This is a genomic window from Sphingosinicellaceae bacterium (genome assembly GCA_019285715.1).
In the GTDB taxonomy this organism is placed as follows: domain Bacteria; phylum Pseudomonadota; class Alphaproteobacteria; order Sphingomonadales; family Sphingomonadaceae; genus Glacieibacterium.
The window spans coordinates 3,181,536-3,206,123 of sequence record CP079108.1 but is presented as its reverse complement, the minus strand read 5'-3'; the positions used below and the strand labels follow the sequence as shown (position 1 = coordinate 3,206,123).

Below are 24,588 nucleotides of genomic sequence, written 5' to 3'. Positions count from 1 at the left end.
CATCAGCTTCGACCTGACGATCGTCTGGGCCGGCATCCTGGCGTTCGCGGTGTTCGCCTATGTCGTCATGGACGGCTTCGACCTCGGCATCGGCATCGTGTTTCCGCTGCTCGAGCCCGGCCGCCAGCGCGACATCGCGATGAACTCGGTCGCGCCGGTCTGGGACGGCAACGAGACCTGGCTGGTGCTCGGCGGCGGCGGGCTCATGGCCGCGTTCCCGCTCGCCTATTCGATCATCCTGCCGGCGGTCTATGCGCCGCTGATCGCGATGCTGCTCGGCCTGGTGTTGCGCGGCGTGTCGTTCGAGTTCCGCTGGCGCACGACTCGCCAGCCGGTCTGGGACTTCGCGTTCTTCGGCGGCTCAATGGTTGCGGCGTTCGCGCAAGGCGTTACTCTCGGCGCCATCCTGCAGGGCATCTCGGTGACCGGGCGCAGCTATTCGGGGCTGTGGTGGGAGTGGCTGTCGCCGTTCAGCATCCTGACCGGCCTGTCGGTCATTATCGGCTATGCGCTGCTCGGTGCGTGCTGGCTGATCTTCCGCACCGAGGGCGAACTGCAGAACCGCGGCTATGCGCTGGCCAAGTGGCTCGGGGTCGGCACCTCGATCGCGGTGCTCGCGGTCAGCCTCGCCACCCCGTTGATTTCGGAGGGCATCTATTTCCAGCGCTGGTTCGCGGTACCGAACATCTACCTGCTGTCGCCGATCCCGGTGCTCGCGGCGGCAGCGGCGCTGCTGTTCTTCCGGAGCCTCGCCAAGCGCGCCGAACTTGCGCCGTTCCTGCTCGCGCTGGCGCTGTTCCTGCTCAGCTTCATCGGGCTCGGCGTCAGCATGTTCCCGTACCTGATTCCCGGCCGGGTGACGATCTGGCAGGCTGCGGCGCCCGCCAGCAGCCAGGTCTTCATGCTTGTCGGCGCGGGCATCATGGTGCCGATCATCCTCGCCTACACCGGCTACGCCTACTGGGTTTTCCGCGGCAAGGTCGGGCACGACGGGTATCACTAGGATGTGGCCGCGGCGGCTGGCGTGGTTCGTCGGGCTCTGGGCGGCGGGGGTCGCGACGGTACTGGTGGTCGGCGGACTGATCCGGTGGTGGCTGGTATAGCGGCCCGACCTTGCCCTTCCGCCACCGCTTGTTATAGACGCCCCCTTCACCTTCACCCCTGCGGGCGTGGCGGAACTGGTAGACGCGGCAGGTTTAGGTCCTGTTGTCGAAAGACGTGGGGGTTCGAGTCCCTTCGCCCGCACCAACTTCGCCTTTGTCCAGAGAACGAGAACACCGATGCGTATTTCCGAGACTCTGAACGAGGGCCTGAAGCGCGAGTACAGCGTGCACATCCCGGCCGCCGCGCTGGCCGAGAAGATCGATGCACGCGCCGTCGAGGTCGCCAAGCAGGTGCGGATGCCCGGCTTCCGCCCCGGCAAGGTGCCGCTCAACCTCGTCAAGAAGATGCACGGCCCGGCGCTCCACGGCGAAGTGCTGCAGGCCGCTGTCAACGAGGGCGTCCAGCAGCTGATGGCGGAGCACAAGCTGCGCCCGGCGATGCAGCCGCAGGTCGACCTCGACGAGAACGTCGCGGAGGGTACCGACATCGACTTCAAGGTTGCGGTCGAGGTGCTGCCGACGATCGAGACCCCGAACATCGAGGGGCTGAAGCTCGAGAAGCTCGTCGTCGAGCCGACCGATGCCGACCTTGATGCCGCACTCAAGCGTCTCTCGGACCAGCAGAAGAGCTTCGAGTCCGCCCCCGCCACGCACGTTGCGGTGGTCGGTGACGCGGTGCTGATCGACTTCCTCGGCACTGTCGACGGCGTGGCCTTTGACGGCGGCAAGGGCGAGGGCATGCGCGTCGAGCTCGGCTCGGGCCAGCTCATCCCCGGCTTCGAGGACCAGCTCGTCGGCGTGAAGGCCAATGACGAGCGTACCGTCAAGGTGACCTTCCCCGACGATTACAACGTCGCCTACCTCAAGGGTAAGGACGCCGAGTTCGCGGTCACCGTCAACGAGGTCCAGACCGTGAAGGAAACCGTGCTCGACGACGAGTTCGCCAAGGCGCTCGGCCTCGACACGCTCGACGGGCTCAAGGAAATTCTCAAGGACCAGCTGACCAGCGAGCTTGGCCAGCTGACCCGCACGCACATGAAGCGCAAGCTTCTCGACACGCTGGCCGCCGCGCACGACTTCGCGGTGCCGGAGTCGATGGTCAACGCCGAGTTCGAGCAGATCTGGCAGCAGCTCGAGCATGAAGCGAGCCACGAAGAGGACCAGGCTGCGGCCCTCGAGGGCCTCGAGAGCGAGAAGCCGGAGTATCGCCGCATCGCCGAGCGCCGCGTCCGCCTCGGGCTCCTCCTTTCGGAGATCGGCCAGCAGGGCGGCGTCACCGTCAGCCCGTCCGAAATGAACCGCCTGATCGCGCAGGAGGCCAGCCGCTACCCCAAGGAGCGCGACCAGGTCATCAAGTACTTCCAGGAGAACGCGATGGCGGCCGCCCAGCTGCGCGCGCCGCTGTATGAGGACAAGGTCGTCGATTATCTGATCGGCAAGGCCGAGATCACCGAGCGCACCGTCGATCGCGACACGCTGACCGCAGAAATCGAGAGCGACGACGAGACCCCGGGCGGCCACGTCCACGGTCCCGACTGCGATCATGACCACGGCCATGATCACAGCGGGCACGATCATGCCGGCCACGATCATGGCGACCATGACCATGCTCCGGCTGCTGCCGCAAAGCCCGCCAAGGCACCGCGCGCCAAGAAGGCGAAGGCTGTCGACCCGGACGCGCCGGTCAAGGACGAGTCGGAGGTGTTCACCGACGGCCCGACGCTTAGCGACGAGCCGGTTGCCGCCGTCGCCGCCAAGCCGAAGCGCGCCAAGAAGGCCGCCGAGCCTGCTGCCGAATAAGGGGCGGCGCGAGACGCATGCGGAGCTGTCATCCCGGGCTTGACCCGGGACCCAGCTAACCACGAGGACTGGACGCGGTGCTAGCCGGGTCCCGGGTCGAGCCCGGGATGACAAGTGTCGCTCGAGTTCAGGCTGGGCGCAGTTCCCGGCGGTTGATCGCGACCCCGATCGCGTAGCAGACGCAGTCGCCGAGCGTCGTCGTCAGCCGGAACAGTGCGGCGACGACGATCGCGTCCGCCGGTCCGACCAGCGGCCCCGCGAGCAGCAGGATCACCGCCTCGCGGGTGCCGAGCCCGGCGGGGGTGCCGAGCGGCAGGAAGCCCGCGACCCAGGCGATTACCGCGACCGTCGCCAGCTGCGGCACGAGCTGCCCGGTGACCAGCGCCCCGACCAACGTGAACGCCGACGCCTGCACGGTGAAGAAGCCGAGCAGCAAGGGAATCACCATCACGGCGGTCGTGACCTGCGGGCGCGCCGCGCTGACGTGGCGGGCGAGCCAGGGGCTGAGCGACAGCGCCCCCGCCGCGACCACCGCGACGATGCCTGCAACGACCGCCGCGTCGCGCAGCAGCGCGGCCGACAGGAACGCGATGTCGATCGGGAACAGCGTGAACGCCAGCAGCGCCGTCAGCGACGCACCGACCAGCAGGAAGCCGATGTCCCACGTCATCGCCCGCAACAAAGGCGCGTTGGCGACCCCGGCGCGGGACATCAGGCCGTGCCGCCCGACATACTGGAAGACGTTGCCCGGCACGTATTTCGCCAGCTGCGACAGCGCGTAGCTGGGCAGCGTGACGCGTCGCGGCAGCCGCGTCCGCGCGAAGTCGGAGATCAGCCGGTGCCAGACCTCGGCATTGAACATCAGCGCGCTGCCGTAGATGACCGCGATCCCGGCGATGGCGGGCCAGATCCGGACGGGCAGGTGGCGGTCGGCGACGGCCCCCCATTCGCGGCGGATGGCGAGCGCGATGAAGACGAAGGCGGCGACCGTGATCAGGCGGCCGGCAATCCGGGCGAGCCGCCGCAACACCGTGCGGTTCACCGCTGGAGCAGGGTCGTCGCGTCGGGATAGGGCAGGCAGGCGGTCAATCCGGCATATTCCTGGGTGCGCAATCCCGAGCGGGCGATCGCTGCCTGATAGGTGGCGCGCCGACTGTTGTCGAACACGATGATGCCGTCCCGGGCAAGGCGCGGGGCCGCGTGGTCGAGGCAGGCGGGGCGCGCCCGTCCGTCGATGACGATGACGTCGAACAGCCCGTCGGCGTCATCGATGGCGTGGACGTAGCGGCGGAACGAGTGCTCGCGCCAGCCGGGCTTGGTCGAGGCATAGGCCGGGTCGTCGATGCGCGGCTCGTCGGGCGGTACCAGCCGGTGGTCTATGCGCTGCCTGACGCCTGGCATTGCGGCGAGTTGCTCGCGGACCACCGGGGCCCAGCCGGCGTCGTGTTCGACGCTGAACACGTCGGCGGCGCGGCGGCCGAGCCAGACGGTGCTGGCGCCGCTGCCGTATTCGAAGACCCGCGCGCCGGGCCGGGAGCGGAGGAAACTGTCGACTCGGTTGATCGCCGCGAAATTCCACCACGGCAGGTCGAGTCGGACCATGTCATCGATGTCGTAGATCGCGAACAGGCTGCGGGCCCAGCGCGCGAGCGGCCGCTCGGGCATCGATTCGAGCCACGGCACGACCCCGATCCCCGCGGCAACGGACCGGGCTTTCCGCATCGCCCCCACGTATGCCGATTTAAGTTCCGCCATTCGCGTCTCCGATCCCTTAACAATCCCCGCATTTACAGTGTAAAGGGTTTATTCGGGGGCCAATGCAGCCAGCACAAAGCTAATCTGGATTAAGCCTTGGGGGTTTTCATGAAACTGATCGTGCAAATTCCATGTTTCAATGAGGAAGCCACGCTCGCGCAAACCGTTGCCGACATACCCCGGAAGATCCCTGGCGTCGATGTCGTCGAGATCCTTGTCATCGACGACGGTTCGTCGGATCGCACCGTCGAAGTCGCCCGCGACTGCGGCGTCGACTACATAGTACGCAGCAAGCACAATGTCGGCCTTGGCCTGACCTTCCGCACCGGACTCGATACCGCCCTTGCACTCGGCGCCGACATCATCGTCAACACCGACGGCGACAACCAATACTTCGGCGGCGACATTCCCAAGCTGATCGAGCCGATCCTGGCGGGCCGCGCCGATGTCGTCGTTGGCGACCGCGAGACCTCGTCGATCTCCCACTTCTCCGGGAACAAGCGGCGGTTGCAGACTTTTGGCAGCCGCGTCGTCCGCCGCCTGTCGGGCGTGGTGGTTCCCGACGCGGTCAGCGGCTTCCGCGCGATCTCGCGGGAGGCGGCGTTCAAGCTGAACATCCTGTCGAAGTTCAGCTATACCATCGAGATGCTGATCCAGGTCGGCACCAAGCGCATTTCCTATGCCAGCGTGCCGATCCGCAGCAACGCCAAGACCCGCGAATCGCGCCTGTTCAAGGGCATCCGGCAGTTCATCACGCGGCAGGCGGTGACGACACTGCGGATGTATTCGATGTACCAGCCGCTGCGCGTGTTCGGCGTGCTCGGTCTCGCCGCCGCGGTCACCGGACTGATCCCCATCGTGCGCTTCGTGATCTACTACGCGATGGGCGAGGGCGAGGGGAAGATCCAGGGCCTCGTCATCGGCGGCGCGCTGCTTATCGTCGGCCTGCTGACCCTGCTGCTCGGGCTGATCGCCGACCTGATCAACCATAACCGCCAGCTCATCGAGATCACCCTCGAGAAGGTCCGGCTGCTCGAGGATGCCCAGCGTGGTACCGCGGCGCGGCCGCATCCCGTCGACATCAAGACCCTGATGTCCGTCCCCTGACGCGAGGATTCGCCTTGTCCACCCGTCCCGATGCGCTGTCCGACAGGTTGCACCGCTGGCTGATGCTGCCGTCGCTGCCGATCATCCTGCTCGTCATCGGTGCGATCCTGCGTATCGGCTGGCTGGTGGTCGTCGACGACCTTCATCCCTACACCAGCGAGAGCCACCACATCGCGATCGCGCTCGCGACGAAGGGGCAGTATGCGGACGCCTTCGGTGCGGGCACCGGCCCGACGGCGCACCTCGCACCGACGACGCCGCTGATTTCGGCCGCCGCCTACCGGCTGTTCGGTGTTACCCACCTCGCGACCGTCGTGCTGTCGCTGCAGGCGATCGCGGTGGTGTCGCTCAGTTTCCTCGTCGCCTTCCGCGCCTTTGCCCTGCTCGGGGCCGGCATGCCGGCGCGGCTGGCGGGGCTCGCGATCGTGACCCTGCTGCCGCTGCAGTTCTCGCTGGAGGTTCGCGAGTTCCGCGGCTGGGAGGGCGGGATTTCCGCGCTCCTGATCGCGCTGATGCTGCTCCAGGTGCTTAAGGCCGACAGCGAGTGGCAGGCCGGCGGACGTGCGATCGGGACGCGCGGCCTGATCGGCTTCGGCCTTGGCGTCGGCGCGATCGGGATTATCAACCCGGCCTCCGGGCTGGCGGCGACGGGCATGGTCGGCATCCTGCTGATCCGCCGCGTGCGCTGGACGCGCTGGATGATCCCGGTCGCCGCGGCTGCGATCGTCGTCACCGCGGTGACGCTGCCGTGGGCGCTTTACAACCAGCACAACGTCCGCAACCTGATCCTGACGCGGTCGTCGCTGGGGCTGTCGCTGTCGTTCGTCTACCATGACGCGCAGCTGACCCAGAGCCGCCAGGACGCCTACAACAAGCGGTTCTACGTGATCAGCCCGCAGCACAATGCGCAGGCCCGCGCCGACTACATCCGGCTCGGCGACGTCGAGTACAACCGCCGGCTGGAGAACACTGCGCGCGACTGGATGGCGAACCATCCCGATACCGTGAACCGCATCCGGCGCGAGAACATCCGCGACTATTACCTGCCGCCGGCGTGGTTCTTCAGCCGCTTCGGTGGTGTTCCCCAGGGTGCCGGCATCCGCGTCGCGCTGATTTGGGCGGGCTCGATCTTCGGCCTGCTGACGCTTGCGGTGATGCTGGCGCGGCGGCGCTGGCTGTACCTCTATGTGCTGGCGGCGGTGACGCTGCCCGCAGTGCCCTACATCCTCGTCTACCCGCTGCTGCGCTACCGCTACATGGTTTCGACGCTGCTGTTCTTAATGGCGTGCGACGGTGCTTGGCGGTTGTGGACGTGGTGGCGGGCGCGGCGGACGGTGCCGGCGGCGGTCGTGGCGGCGGGGGCTTGAAGCGCGGGCCGTTCGCGCCGATGTTACCGGAACAGCCAGCGGAGCCCTTAATGCCTTTTGCCACCGATCCCACCGCCATGCTCGTTCCCATGGTTATCGAGCAGTCCAACCGCGGTGAGCGGTCGTTCGACATCTTCTCGCGGCTGCTCCGCGAGCGCATCATTTTCGTGACTGGCCAGGTCGAGGACGGCATGGCCTCGCTGATCGTCGCCCAGTTGCTGTTCCTCGAGTCGGAGAATCCGAAGAAGGATATCTTCATGTACATCAACTCGCCGGGCGGTGTGATCACGGCCGGCATGGCGATCTACGACACGATGCAATACATCCGCCCCAAGGTCGGCACGGTGTGCGTCGGCCAGGCGTCGTCGATGGGCAGTTTCCTGCTCGCTGCCGGTGAGCCGGGGATGCGCGTCGCGCTCCGCAACGCCCGCATCATGATCCACCAGCCGAGCGGTGGTTCGCAGGGCATGGCCGCCGACATCGAGATCCAGGCGCGGGAAATTCTTCGTGTCCGCCATGCACTTAACGAGCTTTATGCCAAGCACACGGGCCAGGACCTCGACACCATCGAGCGTGCCATGGACCGCGACAAGTTCATGTCGGCAGAGGAGGCAAAGGCGTTCGGCCTGATCGATACGATCGAGGACAAGCGCCCGATGCCGACCGACGCCGAGGCGACGCTGCGGGCTGCCTGACGACGCGCAAGCATCTTTCTTGGTGCGCGTTAACCCATAGCGCCGCTATTCACGTTAATGTCACGTCGGCAGGCCCACGCTTGCCGCGCAAGCTGAAAGGCCGTTAGAGTGCGATCCGGCCGGAGAGGACGTCCATGACCAAGTTGAGTGGCGGGGACTCGAAGAACACGCTCTACTGCTCGTTCTGCGGGAAGAGCCAGCACGAGGTGCGCAAGCTGATCGCCGGTCCGACGGTGTTCATCTGCGACGAGTGTGTCGAGCTGTGCAACGACATCATCCGCGAGGAGACCAAGACCGCCCTGGTGAAGACCAAGGACGGCGTCCCAACCCCGCGCGAGATCTGCAAGCACCTCGATGACTATGTCATCGGCCAGCAGCATGCCAAGCGCGTCCTGTCGGTGGCGGTGCACAACCACTACAAGCGGCTGAACCACGGGGCCAAGGGCGCCGAGGTCGAGCTGGCAAAGTCGAACATCCTGCTCGTCGGCCCGACCGGCTGCGGCAAGACGCTGCTGGCGCAGACCATGGCGCGCCTGCTCGACGTGCCGTTCACGATGGCCGATGCGACGACCCTCACCGAGGCCGGCTACGTCGGCGAGGATGTCGAGAACATCATCCTGAAGCTGCTCCAGGCTTCCGACTACAACGTCGAGCGGGCGCAGCGCGGCATCGTCTACATCGACGAGATCGACAAGATCAGCCGCAAGGCGGAGAATCCCTCGATCACCCGCGACGTCAGCGGCGAGGGCGTCCAGCAGGCGCTGCTCAAGATCATGGAGGGCACGACCGCCAGCGTGCCTCCCCAGGGTGGCCGCAAGCATCCGCAGCAGGAGTTCCTGCAGGTCGACACGACGAACATCCTGTTCATCTGCGGCGGTGCCTTCAACGGCCTCGAGAAGATCATCGGTGACCGCCTGCAGGGCAAGTCGATCGGCTTCGGCGCGCACGTCGCCGCACCCGACGAGCGCCGGACCGGCGCGATGTTGCGCCAGTGCGAGCCCGAGGACCTGCTCAAGTTCGGCCTGATCCCGGAGTTCATCGGACGTCTCCCGGTCATCGCGACGCTGGAAGACCTCGACGAGCCGGCGCTGATCAAGATCCTGACCGAGCCGAAGAACGCGCTGTCTAAGCAGTATGCGCGGCTGTTCGAGATGGAGGGCGTCAAGCTCAGCTTCGAGCCCGATGCGCTGTCGGCGATCGCCAAGCGCGCCATCGAGCGCAAGACCGGCGCCCGTGGCCTCCGCTCGATCATGGAGTCGATCCTGCTCGACACGATGTTCGACCTGCCCGGCCTCGAGAACGTCGAGGAAGTCATCGTCGACCAGGACGTGGTCTTCGGCATCAAGGAGCCGGTCCGCGTCGCGGTGAAGGAAAAGGCGGCCTAACGCCGTCAGATCGGCATGGTGGACCTCCCGACCGTCGCACTTTCGGTGCTCGGGGCGGGAGGCACCGTCTGGGCCGGAACGCAGTGGTTCGCCGGCCGCGTCGTCGATCACCAGTTCGCAAAGCGGCTGGAAGATCATAAGGCGGAGCTGGCTGACCTGTCGGCCCGGTCCAAATCCGCCCTTGATGCCGATTATGCCGCCGCCGGCGCTAGGCTCGAGGCGGATCTCAAGCGCGCGACCGAGACCGTGCTCGGCGAGGAAGCCGCGGATCGTTCGTACCGCTTCGAGGCTCGCAAGCGTCTCTACGCCGCGATCGGGCCGCTGCGCTTCCAACTCGTCAATGCCAGTGTCGGCTATGTCGGGCGGATCGTCTCGCTCGGGCGGTTTCGCTATTCGACGTCGGTGAAGACCTATTACGGTCGCAGCGTCCTGATGCGGCTGGGCCGCCTGCTAGCGCTGACGGAATTGATCGACCGGCAACTCGCCTACGCCGATTTCTCGGTCGATCCATCGACGATTCGCCTGCTGCGCTTCCGCGAACAGCTGCACCGCTGCCTGTCGAGCAGTGACGTCCCGCTCGACCATCCGCCGCATCCAGACGTAGACTGGGTCAATCAGCGCGAACACATGTTCCGCGACGAGATCCCGCTGATTTCCATCCAGATGATCGTTGCGGGGGGCGATAAGTCCGACCGTGTTGTCCGGCCGGACGAATTCATCGCCTGCCTCGACGAGCAGTCTGCGTGCGGTCCGGGCTATCTCGAGCCGTTGACCTCGCTCATCGATGCCGTCGATCCCGACCTGACCTCGATAATGTGGCTGCGCCTGCTCGCGATTGCCGAGGTCTGCATGGGCTTTATCGACGGCGATCCCGCCGCGGAGGCGCTCGGCGCGACCCATTATTTCCGCGAGCAGATGTTCGACGTGTCGCGGCATCCGCATCTGATCGCTCGCCGCGCCGACTATCTCGCGATGCTCGAGACCTTTCGCCAATCGACGCTGGGGTCGCACTGACCCGCAGGTTTCCGTATCGTGCCCGGTATGTTAGCTCTCGGCACCGGCCCCGGAGACCTGAACTTGCGGATGCGTGAACTCGAAGAGCGGACGGGCGTGGGTCGCGAGACGATCCGCTTCTATATCCGCGAGGGGCTGCTGCCCGAGCCGGCGCGCGCCAGCCGCAACTCGGCCTCGTACAGCGACGACCACGTCACCCGATTGCGCGCCATCAAGCGGCTGCAGGAGGAGCGCTTTCTGCCGCTCGCGGTGATCCGGACCCTGCTCGACGGCGATGCCGATGGCGGTGCCGAGCGCTGGCTCGAGCCGCAGGCGTTCCCGCAGCTCGACCTGATCCTCGCCTCGCGGCTCGACCACGACGCGCCGCGGGTGCCGCTCGCCGCGCTGATGGCGCAGACCGGTGCGGAGGATCACGACATCGTCGAGCAGCGTGACAGCGGCATCATCACCGTCGACGCGGCGGGCACCGTCAGCGCGCGCGACGCGGCGATCATGCGGGTGCTCGGCGACCTGCGCGCCGTCGGTTTCCGCGGTGACCGCGGCTTCGACAACGCCGCGCTGAAAATCTACCTCGACCTCGTCGAATGGATCACCGCGCAGGAGATGCGGCTGTTCTTCGAGCACACCGCCGGACAGGTCGACGAGGCCGAGGCGATCGACATGGCGGAACGCGGCATCGGCTCGATCAACGAGCTGATCGGCCTGCTGCGAACCCGCACGATCCTCGCCAAGCTCGCGGCGCGACGCCGGATCGCGAACGACAACAACTGACGTGCCGCCGCCAGGCATTGCGGCCAAAGGGGACACCGCCATGAAATCGTTCTGCGCCGCGCTCGCGATCGGCCTGCTCGCCTCCGCTGCCCACGCCGAAACCGTCGTCGTCACCGCCGCCCATATGCTCGACGTCGTTGCGGGCAGGACCATCGACAACGCCGCGGTGGTCGTCGTTGATGGTCGGATCACTGCGGCCGGCTCGGCCGCGAGCGTGACCGTCCCGGCCGGTGCCAGGCGCATCGACCTCGGGCCGCTGACCCTGTTGCCCGGCCTGATCGACATGCACGTCCACCTGACCGCCGATCCGACGATCGCGGGCTACAACGGGCTCGAATACACGCCGTCGTTCTGGACCGCGATCGGCGTCGCTCACGCCAAGCTCACCGTCGAGGCGGGCTTCACCACGGTGCGCAACGTCGGCAGCGACAATTACGACGACGTCGGGCTGAAGCAGGCGATCGAGCATGGCGACATTCCGGGACCACGCATCGTGCCCGCCACCTACGCCATGGGCGCGACCGGCGGCCACTGCGACGTCACCGAGCTCCCGCCCAACGTCCGCGTCGACACCCCCGCGGTCGCCAACGGTCCCGACGAGATTCGCGCCACGGTCCGCAAGCTGCGCAAATACGGGGCCGAGGTGATCAAGTTCTGCGGCACCGGCGGCGTGTTCTCGAAGACCGACAGCGTCGGCGGCCAGCAGTACAGCCAGGAGGAGATGAACGCCCTCGTCGCCGAGGCACACCAGCTCGGCATGAAGGTCGCGGTCCACGCCCACGGTACGGCGGGCATCAACGCGGCACTCCGGGCCGGCACCGACACCATCGAACACGCCAGTCTCGCCGACGACGAGAGCTTCGCGCTGGCCAAGAAGATCGGCAGCTGGTTCTCGATGGACATCTACGACGACGACTACATCCTCGCGCAGGGCACCAAGAACGGCGTCTTCCAGGCAAGTCTCGACAAGGAGAAGCTGATCGGCCGGGCGCAGCGCGAGACCTTCCGGCGGGCGGTCAAGGCCGGCGTCAAGATGGTGTTCGGTACCGACGCGGGCGTTTACCCGCACGGTACCAACGCGCTGCAGTTCGCGACGATGGTGCAGTGGGGCATGACGCCGCTGCAGGCCGTGCAGGCCGCGACGGTCAATGCCGGCGAGGCACTCGGGCGGTCGAAGGACGTCGGCGCGATCGCGGCCGGACGTTACGGCGACATGATCGCGGTGGCGGGCGATCCGCTCGGCGACGTGACGCGGCTCCAGCATGTCGCGGTCGTGATCAAGGGCGGCGTGGTAGTGAAGGACGCGCGCTAGCGGCGACGGGGCGGGACTGTCCTACAGCTTACCGATTTGGTACACTGCGGCCTCGCCGAGAACGATGGCGCGCGCTTTTTCTCATCTGGGATGCCAACCGTTCGGCGTAAGCCCTTGCAGAGTCGTTGTGTGCCCGGAGCCGCCGCAAATCGGCAAAGGGCGCGAGGGTGTGAACTCTGACAACTCTCGCGGCTCCCTGGGCCGCTTGGAAATTAATTGTCATGCCTGGCTTCATCGTAATGCGGGCCCCGTTGTCATCCCGGGCTTGACCCGAGACCCAGCTAACCCCGAACCCGGACCTCGAAATTAGCTGGGTCCCGGGTCAAGCCCGGGATGGCATGGAGCGCGGCCAGCTCTAACTAACGACCCAAGACACGCTGTTTACGGCTCGTAGCTCCGTTCGATGTGGCCGGTCAGGGCCTTTTCGTCGAACCACACCGGCTTCCAGCGCTCGGCGGCGAACAGTCTCGCCTGGTCGGCATAATGGGGTGATTCGGGGCGGCTGGTGGCGGCGCCGAACTGGTGGATGCTCTGCGAGTGGACCGCGCCGTCCTTGCCCCACTCGACGAGCATGATGAAGCTGTCGCCGTGATCCGCTACCCGGACGCCGTCCGCCGGGGTGCTGTAGATCGCGCGCATGGTGTCGGGGCCGCCGTAGACCGGGATCGACAGCTTGCCGCGGACGATGCGCTGGACGGCACCGAGGGGCGGGTCGATGCGGCCGAAGTGGGTGCGCAGCCACGCGGCGTCCTCGGTGAGCGTCGCGTGCGGGTCGGGGAGCGGGTCGCCGCGATAGATCGAGCGGGCGGCGGACCCGATCACCGTCGCCGCGAGCGCATCCGCCGCGCCGCGTCCGTCCTGGGTCCAATCCCACTCGGCGAGGAGGGCCCGCGCTGCCTCGAGGCTCGCGTCGCCCTTGGTGTCGACGTGGATGAGCTGGTCGATCCAGGTGCCGATGGTGCCCGCGTGGGCGTAGGTCTTGTCGAACTTGATGCGGAGCAGGTCGTCACGGCTGATCGGGCCGGGGAGCTTGCCGAACAGCTCGATCCACCGGGTCGCGCGGTTGGTCATGAAGGTCTCGATGCCAAGCTCGGGGGCGAACGCGGCGGCCTTGAGGTCGTCCTCGGGCGCGGTCGCGTGGAGGGGCGTGTTGTTGGAGTTCGCCACCCAGCCCGACGGCGGGTCGATGACGGCGGGGTCGCTCGCGAACGGCACGTAGGTCGTCCAGACGTCGCGCGAGGTGTCGCCTGGGAGCACGCCCTTCCAGTCGAAGCCGGGGGTGCGGGCCGGGAAGCGGGCGTTGTAGAACATGCCGATGTGGCCGGCAGCGTCGGCGTAGACGAAGTTGGTCGCGGGTACGCCCTGCATCGCCATCACCTGCCGCCACTCGGCGAAGTTGCGGGCCTTGTTGAGGCGGTAGTATTGCTCGACCTGCTGGACGTCGGCGATGCCGGTGTAGCGGACGGCGAAGGTGCCGAGCTTATTCCGGATTACCGGGCCCTGGACCGAGCGGTAGAGGGTGCGCGGGATCGGCAGTGTCAGCGGCCCGAGCTTGACGTGAAGCCAGACTCTCTGGGTCTGCAGCGGCAGCCACTTGCCGTCGTAGCGGTAGTGGGTGCCGTCCGCGTCCATGACCAGCCGGTAGGTGTCGACGAGGTCGGGGCGGTTGACGGTGTTGGTCCAGCCGAGCGTCTTGTTGTGGCCGAGCAGCGGGTAGGGCGCGCCGGGGAACAGCGCCCCGGCGAAGTCCCAGCCGGCATCGGAGTGGACGACGACCTCGTACCACGCGACGCCACCGGTCCACGGCTGGTGCGAGTTGGAGATCAGGCGGGTGACGCCGTCGGCCGAGCGGCGGCCGGCAATCGCGAAGCCGTTGGAGCCCTTCTCGACTTCGGCACCGGAATCGCGGGGCGGTAGCTTGCCCTCGACGAGCGCTCCCAGCGTCCGTTCGAGACCGAAGAAGAAGGGCGCGCGCAGGACGAAGCCGGCGACGACATCGCGCCCGGTGACCGGGAACAGGTTCCGCAGCCGGATCTCGCCGGGGTGCTTGGCGGCGTAGCGGTTGAGGCCGGCGGCATAGGCCTCGACGAGGTCGCGGGTCGGCTGGTCGAGGTGGGTCAGGTAGCCGGCATTGGCAGCGCGGCGGGCGTCCAGGAACCCGAGGGCGAAGTCGAGCTGCGCGCCCTCCTCGCCGCTGATCGCGGCGGCCCGCCCGCGGGTCGCGGCAAGCACCTCCTCCAGGTTGGGGAAGTCGTCCTCGGCATGGGCATAGGCGAGGCCGTAGGCAACGTCGGCATCGGTCCGTCCGAAGATGTGGGGCACGCCGTAGCTGTCGCGGACTATGCGGACGTCATGGCGCTTGGCGGGGTCGGCGGCGGGCGCGACGGCCGACAGGTTCTCCCAGCTGGCGAGGCCGACGAGCAGCGTCGCCACCACGGCGCCGACCCAAAGCACGACCTTCAACCAGACCCGCATTCGCGCCTCCCCCTCGTGCCGTCTCGTTGCCTGACGTTAGCGGTAACGTCCGGGCTGCGGCAATGCACAAGCCGTGTGACGCTTGACGGAGGCCATCAGTTTCCGCGAAGCACGACGCATGGCGGATCACGATCACCACCACGGCGCTGCAGCGCATGACCACGGTGCCGTGGCGCATGGCCACGGGCACAGCCATAGCCACGGCCACTCGCACGCGCCGGCCAACTTCGACCGCGCCTTCGCGATCGGGGTCGTGCTCAACCTCGGCTTCGTGCTGGCGGAGGCAGGTTACGGGGTCGCCTCGGGGTCGCTGGCGTTGCTCGCCGACGCCGGGCACAACGCTGCCGACGTGCTGTCGCTGCTGCTTGCGTGGGGCGCGGCGTGGGCGTCACGGCGGCAGCCGACCGCGAACTTCACCTACGGCTTCCGGCGCTCGTCGATCATGGCATCGACGATCAACGCGGTAGTCCTCCTGATGGCGGTGGCGATCATCGTCGTCGAGGCGGTTCAACGCCTGGCCAATCCGGAGCCGGTCGCGACCGACACCGTGATGGCGGTCGCGGCGCTCGGCATCGCGGTCAACGGCATCACCGCGTGGCTATTCGCCAGCGGGCGCAAGGACGACCTTAACGTCCGTGGCGCCTTCCAGCACATGGCCGCCGACGCGCTGGTCTCGGCCGGAGTCGTCGTCGCGGCGTTCGTGATGAGCCGCACCGGCTGGCTGTGGCTCGACCCCGCAGTCGCCATCGGGGTCGCTCTGATCATAGCGGCCGCAAGCTGGGGCACCCTGCGCGAATCACTCCGCCTGTCGCTGGATGCGGTACCCGAGGGTGTCGATTGCGCCGCGGTGGAGGCGTACCTGCTTGAGCTGCCAGGCGTTGTCGCGGTGCATGACATGCACATCTGGTCGATGTCGACGACCGAGGTGGCGTTGACGGTCCACCTCACCGTGCCCGGGATCGGACCGCACGACTCGCTGCTGGCGAAGCTGGCGCACGACCTGTCGCATCACCACAGGATCGCTCATCCGACGGTGCAGATCGAGGCTGACCATAGCACGTGTGCGCTGGAGCCTGCCGAGCGGGTCTAAAAACGGCTTCGCCGCCGACCTCGGTAGAGGAGCGGCGGCGCGTGGTCGTTCAGCAGCTTGGTCGAGGACCGGCGCCGTAGCGCCAGCCGGCTCAAGCAGCCGGAGCGGTCTCGGCAGCCGTCGCGGCGACCTTCTTCTTGATCTCGCGGCGGAGCTTCTGGGCGCGGTCGCTGAGCTTTTCGGCGCGGGTCTTGATCAGCCAGTTGTCGAGGCCGCCGACGTGCTCCACCGAACGCAGGCCGTTCATCGACACGCGGAGCCGGATCGAGCGGCCGAGGATGTCGGACATCAGAGTTACGTTCTGCAGGTTGGGCAGGAAGACCCGCTTGGTCTTGTTGTTGGCGTGGGAAACATTGTTTCCGACCATGCGACCCTTGGCGGTCAGTTCGCAGATGCGCGACATGCGTGTTCGTCCTGAATTCTGGTGTACCGGAAAGGCGGGGGCGATAGCTGACGAGGGTTGATCCGTCAAGTTGCAGCGGCGAAATAGCCAGCCGCTGATACCCTCTTTCGCCGCCCCGCCGCCGCCGCTAGACCTTTAAAGCGCGATTGGAGCGCGAGGTGCCGATGCCGTATTTTGCCATTCATTGCATCGACAAGCCAGACTCCTCGGAGTTGCGGGCCGCGACGCGTCCAGCACATCTGCCGCACATCGCCAGCCTGGGCGAGGCGCTGCTGGTGGCCGGGCCCCTGCTCAAGGACGACGGCCGCGCCATCGGGACACTCCTGATCGCCGAGTTCGACGACCGCGACGCTGCCGTAGCGTTCGCGGCCGCCGATCCTTACCACCTCGCGGGGCTGTTCGCCTCGCGGTCGATCACGCCGTGGCACAAGGCGTTCCCAGCTTAGCGCACCGGTCAGTAAACCGTCCGCACGCTCGGTTCGCGCGCCCAGATACGACCAGCCCCCGCCGCCTCGGTGAAGCTCGCGGCGTCCTTGCCCTTGGCCAGCGCGACGATCCCGGCATCCGGCTCGACCCCGGCCGCATCGAGCAGCGACTGTGCGGCCGCCGTAAACGCGATGACCTTCAGGTGCGCGAACGCGTCATGGACCCACGACACCGCCGCCGCCTCGCCGAGCAGCGCGGTGACGCCGGCCTCGGATGCGACCACAGCAACTGTGTCGAACAGCACCGACGGGCCGCCCGCGAGCTGGAAGTCGCCGACCAGCTTCGAGCCGTCGTCGAGGGTCACGCCGCCGACCTTGGGGCAGACGAACTTGATCGATGCGCCTGCCGCCTTGGCAGCCTTGATCAGCGCGCCGACCGTCGCAGTCTCGGCACCATCCGTGACGAGAACACCGATCAATCGACCGACCAGCGTCGGCGGGCCCTGCGCGATGATGCTGAGCTTTGCGCTGGTCGGGAGATCGGTGCGGGTCGCGACCGCCGCCTTGACCGGGACGATCGGCGCGTCGTGGCCGAGACCCGCGGCCACGCGCTCACCCAGCGTCTCGTCAATGTTGACCAAGTGGCCGAGCATCGTCGACCTGATGATCGGCAGCTCGACCTTGCTGAGCTCGAACACCAGCGCGGCAACGATGTGGTCCTGCTCTGGCTCGGTCTGGCTCATGAAGAACTGCCGTGCCTGGCTGTAGTGGTCGGAGAAGGTTTCGGACCGGACCCGCGCCTTCCGGCCGGTGACGGCGGCGGGGAAGCTGCGGAAGCCGTTCACCGGGTCCTCGCGGGGTCCCGACGGGTCGATCAGGCTCGGGGTGTAGGCGACGCGGGTGCCCTGCGGATGGGTCTGCATGTGACCGTCGCGCTGCATGTTCCCAAATGGGCACTTCGGCGCATTGATCGGGATCTGGTTGAAATTCGTCGATCCAAGACGGCTCAGCTGGGTGTCGAGGTACGAGAAGTTGCGGCCGTGGAGCAGCGGGTCGTCCGAGAAGTCGATGCCGGGCACGATGTTCTGCGTGCAGAAAGCGACCTGCTCGGTCTCAGCGAAGACATTGCCAGGATTACGGTCGAGCACCATTCGCCCAATAACCCGCACCGGCACGATCTCCTCCGGGATGAGCTTCGTCGAGTCGAGGTGGTCGAAGTCGAAGCCGTCGGCCTCCTCCTCGGTGAACAGCTGGACGCCGAGCTCCCACGCCGGATACTCGCCGTCGTTGATCGAGGTGTACAGGTCGCGGCGGTGATAGTCCGGGTCGGCACCGTTAAGCTTGAGCGCCTCGTCCCACACCACCGACTGCATGCCGAGGGTCGGGTTCCAGTGGAACTTGACGAAGGTCGACTTGCCCTCGGCATTGACCAGCCGGAACGTGTGGACGCCGAAGCCCTGCATCATGCGCACCGAGCGCGGGATGGTGCGGTCCGACATCTGCCACATCACCATGTGCATCGCCTCCGGCGAGCAGGCGATCCAGTCCCAGAACGTGTCGTGCGCCGACGCCGCCTGCGGGAAGCCGCGGTCGGGCTCCTCCTTCACGGCGTGGATCAGGTCGGGAAACTTGATAGCGTCCTGGATGAAGAACACCGGGATGTTGTTGCCGACGATGTCCCAGTTGCCCTCGGTGGTGTAGAACTTGACCGCGAAGCCGCGGACGTCGCGCGCCACGTCGGCCGAACCACGGTTGCCGGCGACGGTCGAAAAGCGCGTGAACACCGGGGTGCGGACGCCGGTCTGGGTCAGGATCTTGGCTGTGGTGATGCCCTCGAGGCTGTCGGTCAGCTCGAAATAGCCGTGCGCCGCGAGGCCGCGGGCGTGGACGACGCGCTCCGGGATACGCTCGTGGTCGAAGTGGAAAATCTTTTCGCGGAGAACGAAGTCCTCGAGCAGCGTCGGGCCGCGCGGGCCGGCCTTGAGGCTGTTGTGATCGTCGGAGATCGGCATGCCGTGGTTGGTCGTCAGGACCGGCTGGCCGCCGGTCGCGACCTGATGCTGTTCGCCACCGTTGCCGATGTCGAAGGCAGCGGCAGGGAGCGAGTTCGCCGCGGGTGTCGCGGTCTTCTTGGCGGGCGCAGTCTTGGGCTTGGTGATGGTGGCCATGGTCGTCTCCAGGGTAGGGATTGGGGACGGAACGCATGCCGCCGTTATCGGACCCGCGCGGCGGTGTAACTATCGGCGATCAGGGGCTGGGGGCCGCGACAGACCTGCCGATCAAGGCGAGAGTTGTCAGAGTTGACACTATCGCGGGCCTGTCGAAATCTCGGGCGAACGAGAGCGTGTGACTGCTTAACAATGGCTTGCACCCCCTAGCTTGTCGCTAAATATGAGAAAATGTGCATAACGGTGACTTCGTCTGGCCCATAATGTACCAGATGGGCCAAGTGTAGGACAGCGCGCGATTGTCATCCCGGGCTTGACCAGGGACCCAGCGCGGGGAAGCTGGGTCCCGGGTCAAGCCCGGGACGACAATCGAGGGGTTGGCCCTAAGCGCGCACCACGCCCTGCGCATCGGCGGCGCAGCGCAGCAGTTCGCGGACATCGCTGCCCGGCGCGTCGAGCCAATCGTCCATCATCGCGCGCAGCGGCGTCAGCGCGACGGTGCGGACCAACGCCTTGATCGGCAGCACTGCGGCCGGGGTGATCGACAGCCGGTCGATGCCGAGCGCGAGCAGCGCCAGCGCCTCGAGCGAGCGACCGCCCATCTCGCCACAGACCGTGACCGGCACACCGGCCGCAGAGCAGGCGCGGACGATACGGCGGAGGAAGCGCAGGACGCTCGGGCTCAGCCAGTCGTAGCGGTCGGCGAGGCGCGGGTTGGCGCGGTCAGCGGCGAACAGGAACTGGGTCAGGTCGTTAGTGCCAATCGACAGGAAGTCGACCATCGGCAGCAGCACGTCGAGCGCCTCCGCCAGCGCCGGAACCTCGAGCATGGCACCGTAGCGGATTTCGCTCGGCACGGGACGCCCGCGCTTGACAGCCTGGTCGCGGGCATCCTCAACGATGCGGCGGGCCTCGGCGAACTCCCACGGCTCGCTGACCATAGGGAACATGACGTTCAGGCACTTGCCCGCCGCCGCGTCGATCAGCGCGCGCGCCTGGACCTTCATCAGGCCGTCGCGATCGAGCGCGAGGCGCAGCGCGCGCCAGCCCATGGCGGGGTTCTCCTCCCGGTCGTCGTCGGCGTTCATGTAGGGCACCGCCTTGTCGCCGCCGATGTCGACGGTGCGAAAGACCACGGGCTTGTCGCCAGCGGCATCGAGGATGGTGCGGTACAGTTGGGTCTGGCGCTCGCGGCGTGGCAAAGTGGCCGCGACGAGGAACTGGAATTCGGTCCTGAACAGCCCGATGCCGTCGGCGTTGGTCTCGCGCAGCGCTTCCGCATCGCCCGCTAGCCCGGCGTTCATCAGCAGCGTCACCGGCACCCCGTCGCGGGTGACGGCGGGCAGGTCGCGGAGCTTGGCATAGCCTGCCTGGCGCTTGGCGCGCATTGCGCTCATCGACTGGAACGACTTGCGCATGTCGGCGCTGGGCCGGACGTAGAGCACCGCCTCGCCGCCATCGAGCAGGAGCTCGTCGCCGTCGGCGATCGCGGTGCGGTAGTCGCGGATGCGGCCGATCACCGGGATGCCCATGGCGCGGGCGACGATGGTGACGTGGGCGGTCGGCGAACCCTCCTCGAGCACGACGCCCTTGAGGAAGCGGCGGTCGTATTCGAGCAGCTCCGCGGGTCCGAGGTTACGCGCCAGCAGGATGATGTCGGCGCGCAGGCCCGACTGCGCCGCGGTGCCGAGTTGGCCCGAGACGATGCGAAGCAGGCGGTTGGACAGGTCGTCGAGGTCGGCCAGCCGCTCGCGGAGGTACGGGTCGGGGATAGACCTCATGCGCGCACGCGTGCGCTGCTGGACGCGCTCGATCGCGGCCTCCGCGGTCAGCCCGGTGTCGATCGCCTCGTTGATACGGCGGCTCCAGCCCTCGTCGTAGGCGAAGGCCTTATAGGTCTCGAGAATCTCCTCGTGCTCGCCGCCGCCGTCGAATTCGGCCTGGCCCATCATCCGGTCGATCTGGGCGCGCATCTTCTCGAAGGCGCCGTAGACGCGGCGGCGCTCGGCCTCGGTGTCCTCGGCAACGGTGTGCTCGATGACGATGCGGGGCTGGTGGAGGGTAGCGATGCCCTTCGCATAGCCGTCGACGAGCTTGAGCCCGGTCAGCCGCAGCGGCCCGCTGGCCTGGCCGCGTGCCTTGGCCGCCGCCGCGTCGTCGACGAGGCCCGCGCCCGCCAGCAGCTCCGACAGCACCATCGCAACGGTCTGCAGCGCCTCGATCTCGACGTCCTGGTAGTCGCGCGGCTCCGAATGCTGGACGCCGAGCACGCCGATCGCGGCCTCGCGCCTCAGGATCGGGACCCCGGCGAAGCTGTGATAATCCTCCTCGCCGGTCTCAGGACGATAGGCGAAGTCGGGGTGCGAGCGCGCCTCGGCCAGGTTGAGCGGCTCGCGGGTCACGGCGATAGTGCCGACGAGGCCCTGGCCGAGCGCCAGCTTGGTGACGTGGACGGCGGACTGGGCGAGGCCCTGCGTCGCGTAGAGTTCGAGGGCGCCGTCGCGGAGCAGGTAGATCGAGCAGACCTCGCTCGACAGGCCCTCGGCGACGATGTTGACGACGGCATTGAGCTTCGACTGCGGGGCCGTCTTCGCCGCCATCACGTCGTGAAGGCGGGTCAGGATCGACCGCGCAGCGGAGACCGCCATCTTATGCGGCCGCCAGCGGTTGCGAGCGCCGGTGGAGCGCGGCGCTGGCTTCGGCGACGAGTTCGGCGATGATCTCGGCCACCGGCTGCACGCTGGTCACCATGCCGACGGACTGGCCGGCCATCAGGCTGCCGGTCTCGATGTCGCCGTCGACGACGGCACGGCGCAGGGCTCCAGCCCAGTAGTGCTCGATCTGGAGCTGGGCCTCGGCGAGTTCGACTGCGCCGCTGTCGAGGTGGCCGACCATCTCGCGCTGCTTGGCGCTGAACGCCTCGCTGCCGGCGTTCTTGAGGGCGCGCACCGGGATCACCGGAAGGCGGCCGTCGAACTGGACCGATGCGACGGCATCGCGGGCGGAGGCGCGGACGAAGGCGCGCTTGAAATTGGCGTGGGCGACGCTCTCGGTGGCGGCGGCGAAACGCGTGCCGAGCTGGACCCCGGCGGCGCCCATCTCGAGGTAGGCCGCGATCGCCTCGCCGCGCCCGATGCCGCCCGCGACGAAGATCGGCACATCACGCACGACGGGCAGCATCTCCTGCGCCAGCACCGAGGTGCTGACCGGGCCGATGTGGCCGCCAGCCTCGGAGCCCTCGATGACCAGAGCATCGACGCCCGAGCGCACCAATTTCTTGGCGAGCGCCAGCGCCGGGGCGAAGCACATCAATTTTGCGCCGCTCGCCTTGATCCGCTCGATTGCGCCGCCAGGCGGCAGGCCGCCGGCCAGCACGACGTGGCCGACCTTGTGCTTGGCGCAGACGTCGATGAGATCGCTCATCGACGGGTGAAGGGTGATGAGGTTCACGCCGAACGGCTTGTCGGTCAGCGACTTGGTCGCGGCGATCTCGGTGTCGAGCAGGTCGGGTGTCATCGACCCGCAGGCGATCACGCCGAAGCCGCCGGCATTGCTGATCGCGGAGACGAGATTGCGCTCCGACACCCAGGTCATCGCGCCCGCCATGACGGCGTAGCGCGAGCCGAGGAAGGCGGTGCCGCGGGCCGAGAGCTGGTCGAAGCGGGTCACGCGGCCGCATCCAGCCCGTAGGCGGTGTGCAGCACCCGAACCGCAAGCTCGGTGTACTCCTCCGCGATCAGCACGCTGACCTTGATCTCGGACGTGGTGATCGCCTGGATGTTGATGCCGCGGTCGGCGAGCGCCTTGAACATCGTCACCGCGACACCGGCGTGGCTGCGCATGCCGACACCGACGACCGAAATCTTTGCAACGGCGTCGTCGGACAGCACCTGCTCGTAGCCGATGACCTGACGGACCCGCTCCAGCACGTCGAGGCTCAGCACCAGTTCCGTTCGCGGCACGGTGAAGGTGACGTCGGTGCGGCCGGTCGAATGAGCGATGTTCTGGACGATCATGTCGACGTTGACGCTGGCCTCGGCGAGCGGCCCGAAGATCGCCGCGACGACGCCGGGCCGGTCGGGCACGCCGATGACCGTGACCTTGGCCTCGTTGCGGTTGTAGGCGACGCCGGCGATCAGTTCCTGTTCCACGATCTCATCTTCCCCAACGACCAGCGTCCCCGGTCCGTCGCCGAAACTCGACAATACCCGGACCCGGACTTTTTCCTTCATCGCCAGCTCGACCGAACGCGTCTGGAGGACTTTCGCCCCAACCGACGCGAGTTCGAGCATCTCCTCGTAGGTAATGCGCTCGAGCTTGCGGGCTCGCGGCACGATCCTCGGGTCGGTGGTATAGACCCCATCGACGTCCGTGTAGATGTCGCAGCGGTCGGCCTTCAGCGCGGCCGCAAGCGCCACCGCGGACGTGTCGGAGCCGCCGCGGCCGAGCGTAGCCACGCGGCTGTGGTCGTCGACGCCCTGAAAGCCCGGCATTACCGCGACCTCGCCGGACGCCATTGCCGCGAGGCAGGCGACGGTGTCGATCGACTGGATGCGCGCCGAGCCGTGGGCGTCGCTGGTCCGCACCGGCAGCTGCCAGCCGAGCCACGACCGCGCCCTGAGGCCGAGCGATTGCAGCGCGATCGCCAGCAGCCCGGCAGTGACCTGCTCGCCGCTGGCGACGACGACGTCGTACTCGCGCGGGTCGGCGAGCGGTGACGCCTCGCGGCAGAAGCCGACCAGCCGGTCGGTCTCGCCGGCCATCGCCGAGACCACCACCGCGACCTCGTCGCCGAGCTCGACCTGGGCCTTGACGCGTGCGGCGACGCTGCGGATGCGCTCGATACCGGCCATCGAGGTGCCGCCGAACTTCATGACGATACGGGCCATGGCGGCGGGGAGGTCCTTTGTGCGGCGTCGCGCGCCTTGCCTGAATTGTCTGCGTGATAGAAACACGAGGGGGCCAAAGCAAGGTGAGCCGCCTGTGACGCCTGCAACTTCAACTATCAATGCCCAGGAAGCGGCGTTCTTCGGGGCGCTCGCGGCGGACTGGTGGGACCCGAACGGCAGCTCGGCGATGCTGCACCGGATCAATCCGGTGCGGCTGGCCTACATCCGCGATGCCTGCCTGGCGCACTGGGGCCTCGATCCGCGGGCCCGGACGGTGCTGGCAGGCAGACGCGCGCTCGATGTCGGCTGCGGGGCAGGGCTGGTCACGGAGCCGCTGGCGCGGATGGGCGCGGCGGTCACCGGCATCGACGCGGCGGCGGAGAATATCACCGCGGCGCAGGCGCACGGTGTCGGGCTGGGGATCGATTATCGCAGCGTGTCGGTGGAAGCACTGGCGAAGACCGGGGGCCGCTACGACCTGATCACTTGCCTCGAGGTCATCGAGCATGTCGCCGATCGCACGGCCTTTTTCGCGGCGCTGCGGACGCTGCTGGCGGACGACGGGGTGCTGGTGTTCTCGACTCCGAACCGGACGCCGCTGTCGTACGCGACGCTGATCGTTGGGGCGGAGCGGGTGCTGAAGACGATTCCGCGCGGGGCCCACGACTGGTCGAAGTTCGTGATGCCGGAGGAGATTACGGCAGAACTCGCGGCGGCCGGACTGAACGTCACCGATACGCAGGGCCTGACATGGCGGCCGGGGACGGGGTTCGTCCTCGGCCGCGATGTGTCGGTCAACTATTTCGGGACGGCGGTCCCCGTCTAGGTC

At 67.5% G+C, this 24,588-nt stretch carries 21 protein-coding genes and 1 tRNA gene; 14 read left to right on the top strand and 8 right to left on the bottom strand.

What is annotated here, in order from left to right; all coding sequences use genetic code 11:
* The first annotated feature begins 1 nt into the window (after position 1).
* The 4 genes from cydB to tig all read left to right on the top strand — a co-directional run bounded on the left by cydB (position 2) and on the right by tig (position 2,903).
* Positions 2 to 1,003 carry a cytochrome d ubiquinol oxidase subunit II gene (gene cydB, locus KX816_14615; GenBank protein ID QXQ08597.1) on the top strand — a complete coding sequence of 334 codons (1,002 nt, stop codon included), beginning with the start codon at positions 2 to 4 and terminating at the stop codon, positions 1,001 to 1,003.
* 1 nt (position 1,004) lies between these two features.
* Positions 1,005 to 1,103: a DUF2474 domain-containing protein gene (locus KX816_14610; GenBank protein QXQ05462.1), complete on the top strand. Its 99-nt coding sequence runs from the start codon at positions 1,005 to 1,007 to the stop codon at positions 1,101 to 1,103.
* A 60-nt stretch (positions 1,104 to 1,163) separates the two neighbouring features.
* Positions 1,164 to 1,248: transfer RNA gene (locus KX816_14605), tRNA-Leu, on the top strand.
* Positions 1,249 to 1,280: 32 nt separating this feature from the next.
* On the top strand, positions 1,281 to 2,903 hold the full coding sequence (gene tig, locus KX816_14600) for a trigger factor (protein QXQ05461.1): 1,623 nt from the start codon (positions 1,281 to 1,283) through the stop codon (positions 2,901 to 2,903).
* Between the two features lie 127 nt (positions 2,904 to 3,030).
* Here the strand turns inward: tig and KX816_14595 are convergent, their stop codons facing one another.
* Together KX816_14595 and KX816_14590 are read right to left on the bottom strand one after the other, a co-directional pair.
* Positions 3,031 to 3,945 carry a hypothetical protein gene (locus tag KX816_14595; GenBank protein QXQ05460.1) on the bottom strand — a complete coding sequence of 305 codons (915 nt, stop codon included), beginning with the start codon at positions 3,943 to 3,945 and terminating at the stop codon, positions 3,031 to 3,033.
* Complete coding sequence (locus tag KX816_14590) at positions 3,942 to 4,625, bottom strand: class I SAM-dependent methyltransferase (protein ID QXQ05459.1); 684 nt, start codon at positions 4,623 to 4,625, stop codon at positions 3,942 to 3,944. Before KX816_14590 ends, KX816_14595 begins: the two co-directional genes overlap by 4 nt.
* 141 nt (positions 4,626 to 4,766) lie before the next feature.
* Here KX816_14590 and KX816_14585 point away from each other — a divergent pair, with 141 nt between their 5' ends.
* The 7 genes from KX816_14585 (at position 4,767) to KX816_14555 (ending at position 12,309) form a co-directional block, all read left to right on the top strand.
* Positions 4,767 to 5,765: a glycosyltransferase family 2 protein gene (locus KX816_14585; protein QXQ05458.1), complete on the top strand. Its 999-nt coding sequence runs from the start codon at positions 4,767 to 4,769 to the stop codon at positions 5,763 to 5,765.
* Positions 5,766 to 5,779: 14 nt separating this feature from the next.
* Positions 5,780 to 7,132, top strand: a complete 1,353-nt coding sequence (locus tag KX816_14580; GenBank protein QXQ05457.1) for a hypothetical protein — start codon at positions 5,780 to 5,782, stop codon at positions 7,130 to 7,132.
* A 50-nt stretch (positions 7,133 to 7,182) separates the two neighbouring features.
* A complete protein-coding gene (gene clpP / locus KX816_14575) occupies positions 7,183 to 7,827 on the top strand; it encodes an ATP-dependent Clp endopeptidase proteolytic subunit ClpP (protein ID QXQ05456.1) in 645 nt (214 codons plus the stop codon).
* A gap of 134 nt (positions 7,828 to 7,961) precedes the next feature.
* Positions 7,962 to 9,212 carry an ATP-dependent Clp protease ATP-binding subunit ClpX gene (gene clpX, locus KX816_14570; protein ID QXQ05455.1) on the top strand — a complete coding sequence of 417 codons (1,251 nt, stop codon included), beginning with the start codon at positions 7,962 to 7,964 and terminating at the stop codon, positions 9,210 to 9,212.
* A gap of 15 nt (positions 9,213 to 9,227) precedes the next feature.
* Positions 9,228 to 10,226 (top strand): hypothetical protein, encoded by a 999-nt coding sequence (locus tag KX816_14565; GenBank protein QXQ05454.1) that lies wholly within the window; start codon positions 9,228 to 9,230, stop codon positions 10,224 to 10,226.
* 69 nt (positions 10,227 to 10,295) lie between these two features.
* Positions 10,296 to 10,997, top strand: coding sequence for a MerR family transcriptional regulator (locus KX816_14560; GenBank protein QXQ05453.1), 702 nt, complete (start codon positions 10,296 to 10,298; stop codon positions 10,995 to 10,997).
* Between the two features lie 40 nt (positions 10,998 to 11,037).
* Positions 11,038 to 12,309, top strand: coding sequence for an amidohydrolase family protein (locus KX816_14555; GenBank protein ID QXQ05452.1), 1,272 nt, complete (start codon positions 11,038 to 11,040; stop codon positions 12,307 to 12,309).
* A 381-nt stretch (positions 12,310 to 12,690) separates the two neighbouring features.
* Here KX816_14555 and KX816_14550 read toward each other — a convergent pair whose 3' ends face one another.
* Entirely contained in the window at positions 12,691 to 14,784 is a 2,094-nt protein-coding gene (locus tag KX816_14550; protein QXQ05451.1) for an acylase, read from the bottom strand.
* A gap of 118 nt (positions 14,785 to 14,902) precedes the next feature.
* Here KX816_14550 and KX816_14545 point away from each other — a divergent pair, with 118 nt between their 5' ends.
* Complete coding sequence (locus tag KX816_14545; protein ID QXQ05450.1) at positions 14,903 to 15,874, top strand: cation diffusion facilitator family transporter; 972 nt, start codon at positions 14,903 to 14,905, stop codon at positions 15,872 to 15,874.
* Between the two features lie 91 nt (positions 15,875 to 15,965).
* Here KX816_14545 and rpmB read toward each other — a convergent pair whose 3' ends face one another.
* On the bottom strand, positions 15,966 to 16,277 hold the full coding sequence (gene rpmB, locus KX816_14540) for a 50S ribosomal protein L28 (protein QXQ05449.1): 312 nt from the start codon (positions 16,275 to 16,277) through the stop codon (positions 15,966 to 15,968).
* 164 nt (positions 16,278 to 16,441) lie between these two features.
* On the opposite strand from rpmB, the gene KX816_14535 reads away from it, so the two are divergent.
* Complete coding sequence (locus tag KX816_14535) at positions 16,442 to 16,723, top strand: hypothetical protein (GenBank protein QXQ08596.1); 282 nt, start codon at positions 16,442 to 16,444, stop codon at positions 16,721 to 16,723.
* Positions 16,724 to 16,731: 8 nt separating this feature from the next.
* Here KX816_14535 and KX816_14530 read toward each other — a convergent pair whose 3' ends face one another.
* The 4 genes from KX816_14530 to KX816_14515 form a co-directional block, all read right to left on the bottom strand.
* On the bottom strand, positions 16,732 to 18,870 hold the full coding sequence (locus KX816_14530) for a catalase (GenBank protein ID QXQ05448.1): 2,139 nt from the start codon (positions 18,868 to 18,870) through the stop codon (positions 16,732 to 16,734).
* Between the two features lie 383 nt (positions 18,871 to 19,253).
* Complete coding sequence (gene ptsP / locus KX816_14525) at positions 19,254 to 21,518, bottom strand: phosphoenolpyruvate--protein phosphotransferase (GenBank protein ID QXQ05447.1); 2,265 nt, start codon at positions 21,516 to 21,518, stop codon at positions 19,254 to 19,256.
* Between the two features lies 1 nt (position 21,519).
* Entirely contained in the window at positions 21,520 to 22,476 is a 957-nt protein-coding gene (locus KX816_14520; GenBank protein ID QXQ08595.1) for a nitronate monooxygenase, read from the bottom strand.
* Between the two features lie 59 nt (positions 22,477 to 22,535).
* Complete coding sequence (locus KX816_14515; GenBank protein ID QXQ05446.1) at positions 22,536 to 23,759, bottom strand: aspartate kinase; 1,224 nt, start codon at positions 23,757 to 23,759, stop codon at positions 22,536 to 22,538.
* Here KX816_14515 and ubiG point away from each other — a divergent pair.
* Positions 23,758 to 24,585: a bifunctional 2-polyprenyl-6-hydroxyphenol methylase/3-demethylubiquinol 3-O-methyltransferase UbiG gene (gene ubiG / locus KX816_14510; GenBank protein QXQ08594.1), complete on the top strand. Its 828-nt coding sequence runs from the start codon at positions 23,758 to 23,760 to the stop codon at positions 24,583 to 24,585. The genes KX816_14515 and ubiG overlap by 2 nt on opposite strands.
* Positions 24,586 to 24,588: the final 3 nt, after the last annotated feature.

Excerpts from the sequence above, each read along its gene's own strand:
- KX816_14610 (QXQ05462.1), top strand. The coding sequence starts at position 1,005 with ATGTGGCCGCGGCGGCTGGCGTGGTTCGTCGGGCTCTGGGCGGCGGGG.
- tig (QXQ05461.1), top strand. The coding sequence starts at position 1,281 with ATGCGTATTTCCGAGACTCTGAACGAGGGCCTGAAGCGCGAGTACAGC.
- KX816_14590 (QXQ05459.1), bottom strand. The coding sequence starts at position 4,625 with ATGCGGAAAGCCCGGTCCGTTGCCGCGGGGATCGGGGTCGTGCCGTGG.
- KX816_14585 (QXQ05458.1), top strand. The coding sequence starts at position 4,767 with ATGAAACTGATCGTGCAAATTCCATGTTTCAATGAGGAAGCCACGCTC.
- clpP (QXQ05456.1), top strand. The coding sequence starts at position 7,183 with ATGCCTTTTGCCACCGATCCCACCGCCATGCTCGTTCCCATGGTTATC.
- clpX (QXQ05455.1), top strand. The coding sequence starts at position 7,962 with ATGACCAAGTTGAGTGGCGGGGACTCGAAGAACACGCTCTACTGCTCG.
- KX816_14565 (QXQ05454.1), top strand. The coding sequence starts at position 9,228 with ATGGTGGACCTCCCGACCGTCGCACTTTCGGTGCTCGGGGCGGGAGGC.
- KX816_14560 (QXQ05453.1), top strand. The coding sequence starts at position 10,296 with ATGCGTGAACTCGAAGAGCGGACGGGCGTGGGTCGCGAGACGATCCGC.
- KX816_14555 (QXQ05452.1), top strand. The coding sequence starts at position 11,038 with ATGAAATCGTTCTGCGCCGCGCTCGCGATCGGCCTGCTCGCCTCCGCT.
- KX816_14550 (QXQ05451.1), bottom strand. The coding sequence starts at position 14,784 with ATGCGGGTCTGGTTGAAGGTCGTGCTTTGGGTCGGCGCCGTGGTGGCG.
- KX816_14545 (QXQ05450.1), top strand. The coding sequence starts at position 14,903 with ATGGCGGATCACGATCACCACCACGGCGCTGCAGCGCATGACCACGGT.
- rpmB (QXQ05449.1), bottom strand. The coding sequence starts at position 16,277 with ATGTCGCGCATCTGCGAACTGACCGCCAAGGGTCGCATGGTCGGAAAC.
- KX816_14535 (QXQ08596.1), top strand. The coding sequence starts at position 16,442 with ATGCCGTATTTTGCCATTCATTGCATCGACAAGCCAGACTCCTCGGAG.
- KX816_14530 (QXQ05448.1), bottom strand. The coding sequence starts at position 18,870 with ATGGCCACCATCACCAAGCCCAAGACTGCGCCCGCCAAGAAGACCGCG.
- ptsP (QXQ05447.1), bottom strand. The coding sequence starts at position 21,518 with ATGGCGGTCTCCGCTGCGCGGTCGATCCTGACCCGCCTTCACGACGTG.
- KX816_14520 (QXQ08595.1), bottom strand. The coding sequence starts at position 22,476 with ATGGCGGGCGCGATGACCTGGGTGTCGGAGCGCAATCTCGTCTCCGCG.
- ubiG (QXQ08594.1), top strand. The coding sequence starts at position 23,758 with ATGGCGGCGGGGAGGTCCTTTGTGCGGCGTCGCGCGCCTTGCCTGAAT.
- KX816_14515 (QXQ05446.1), bottom strand. The coding sequence starts at position 23,759 with ATGGCCCGTATCGTCATGAAGTTCGGCGGCACCTCGATGGCCGGTATC.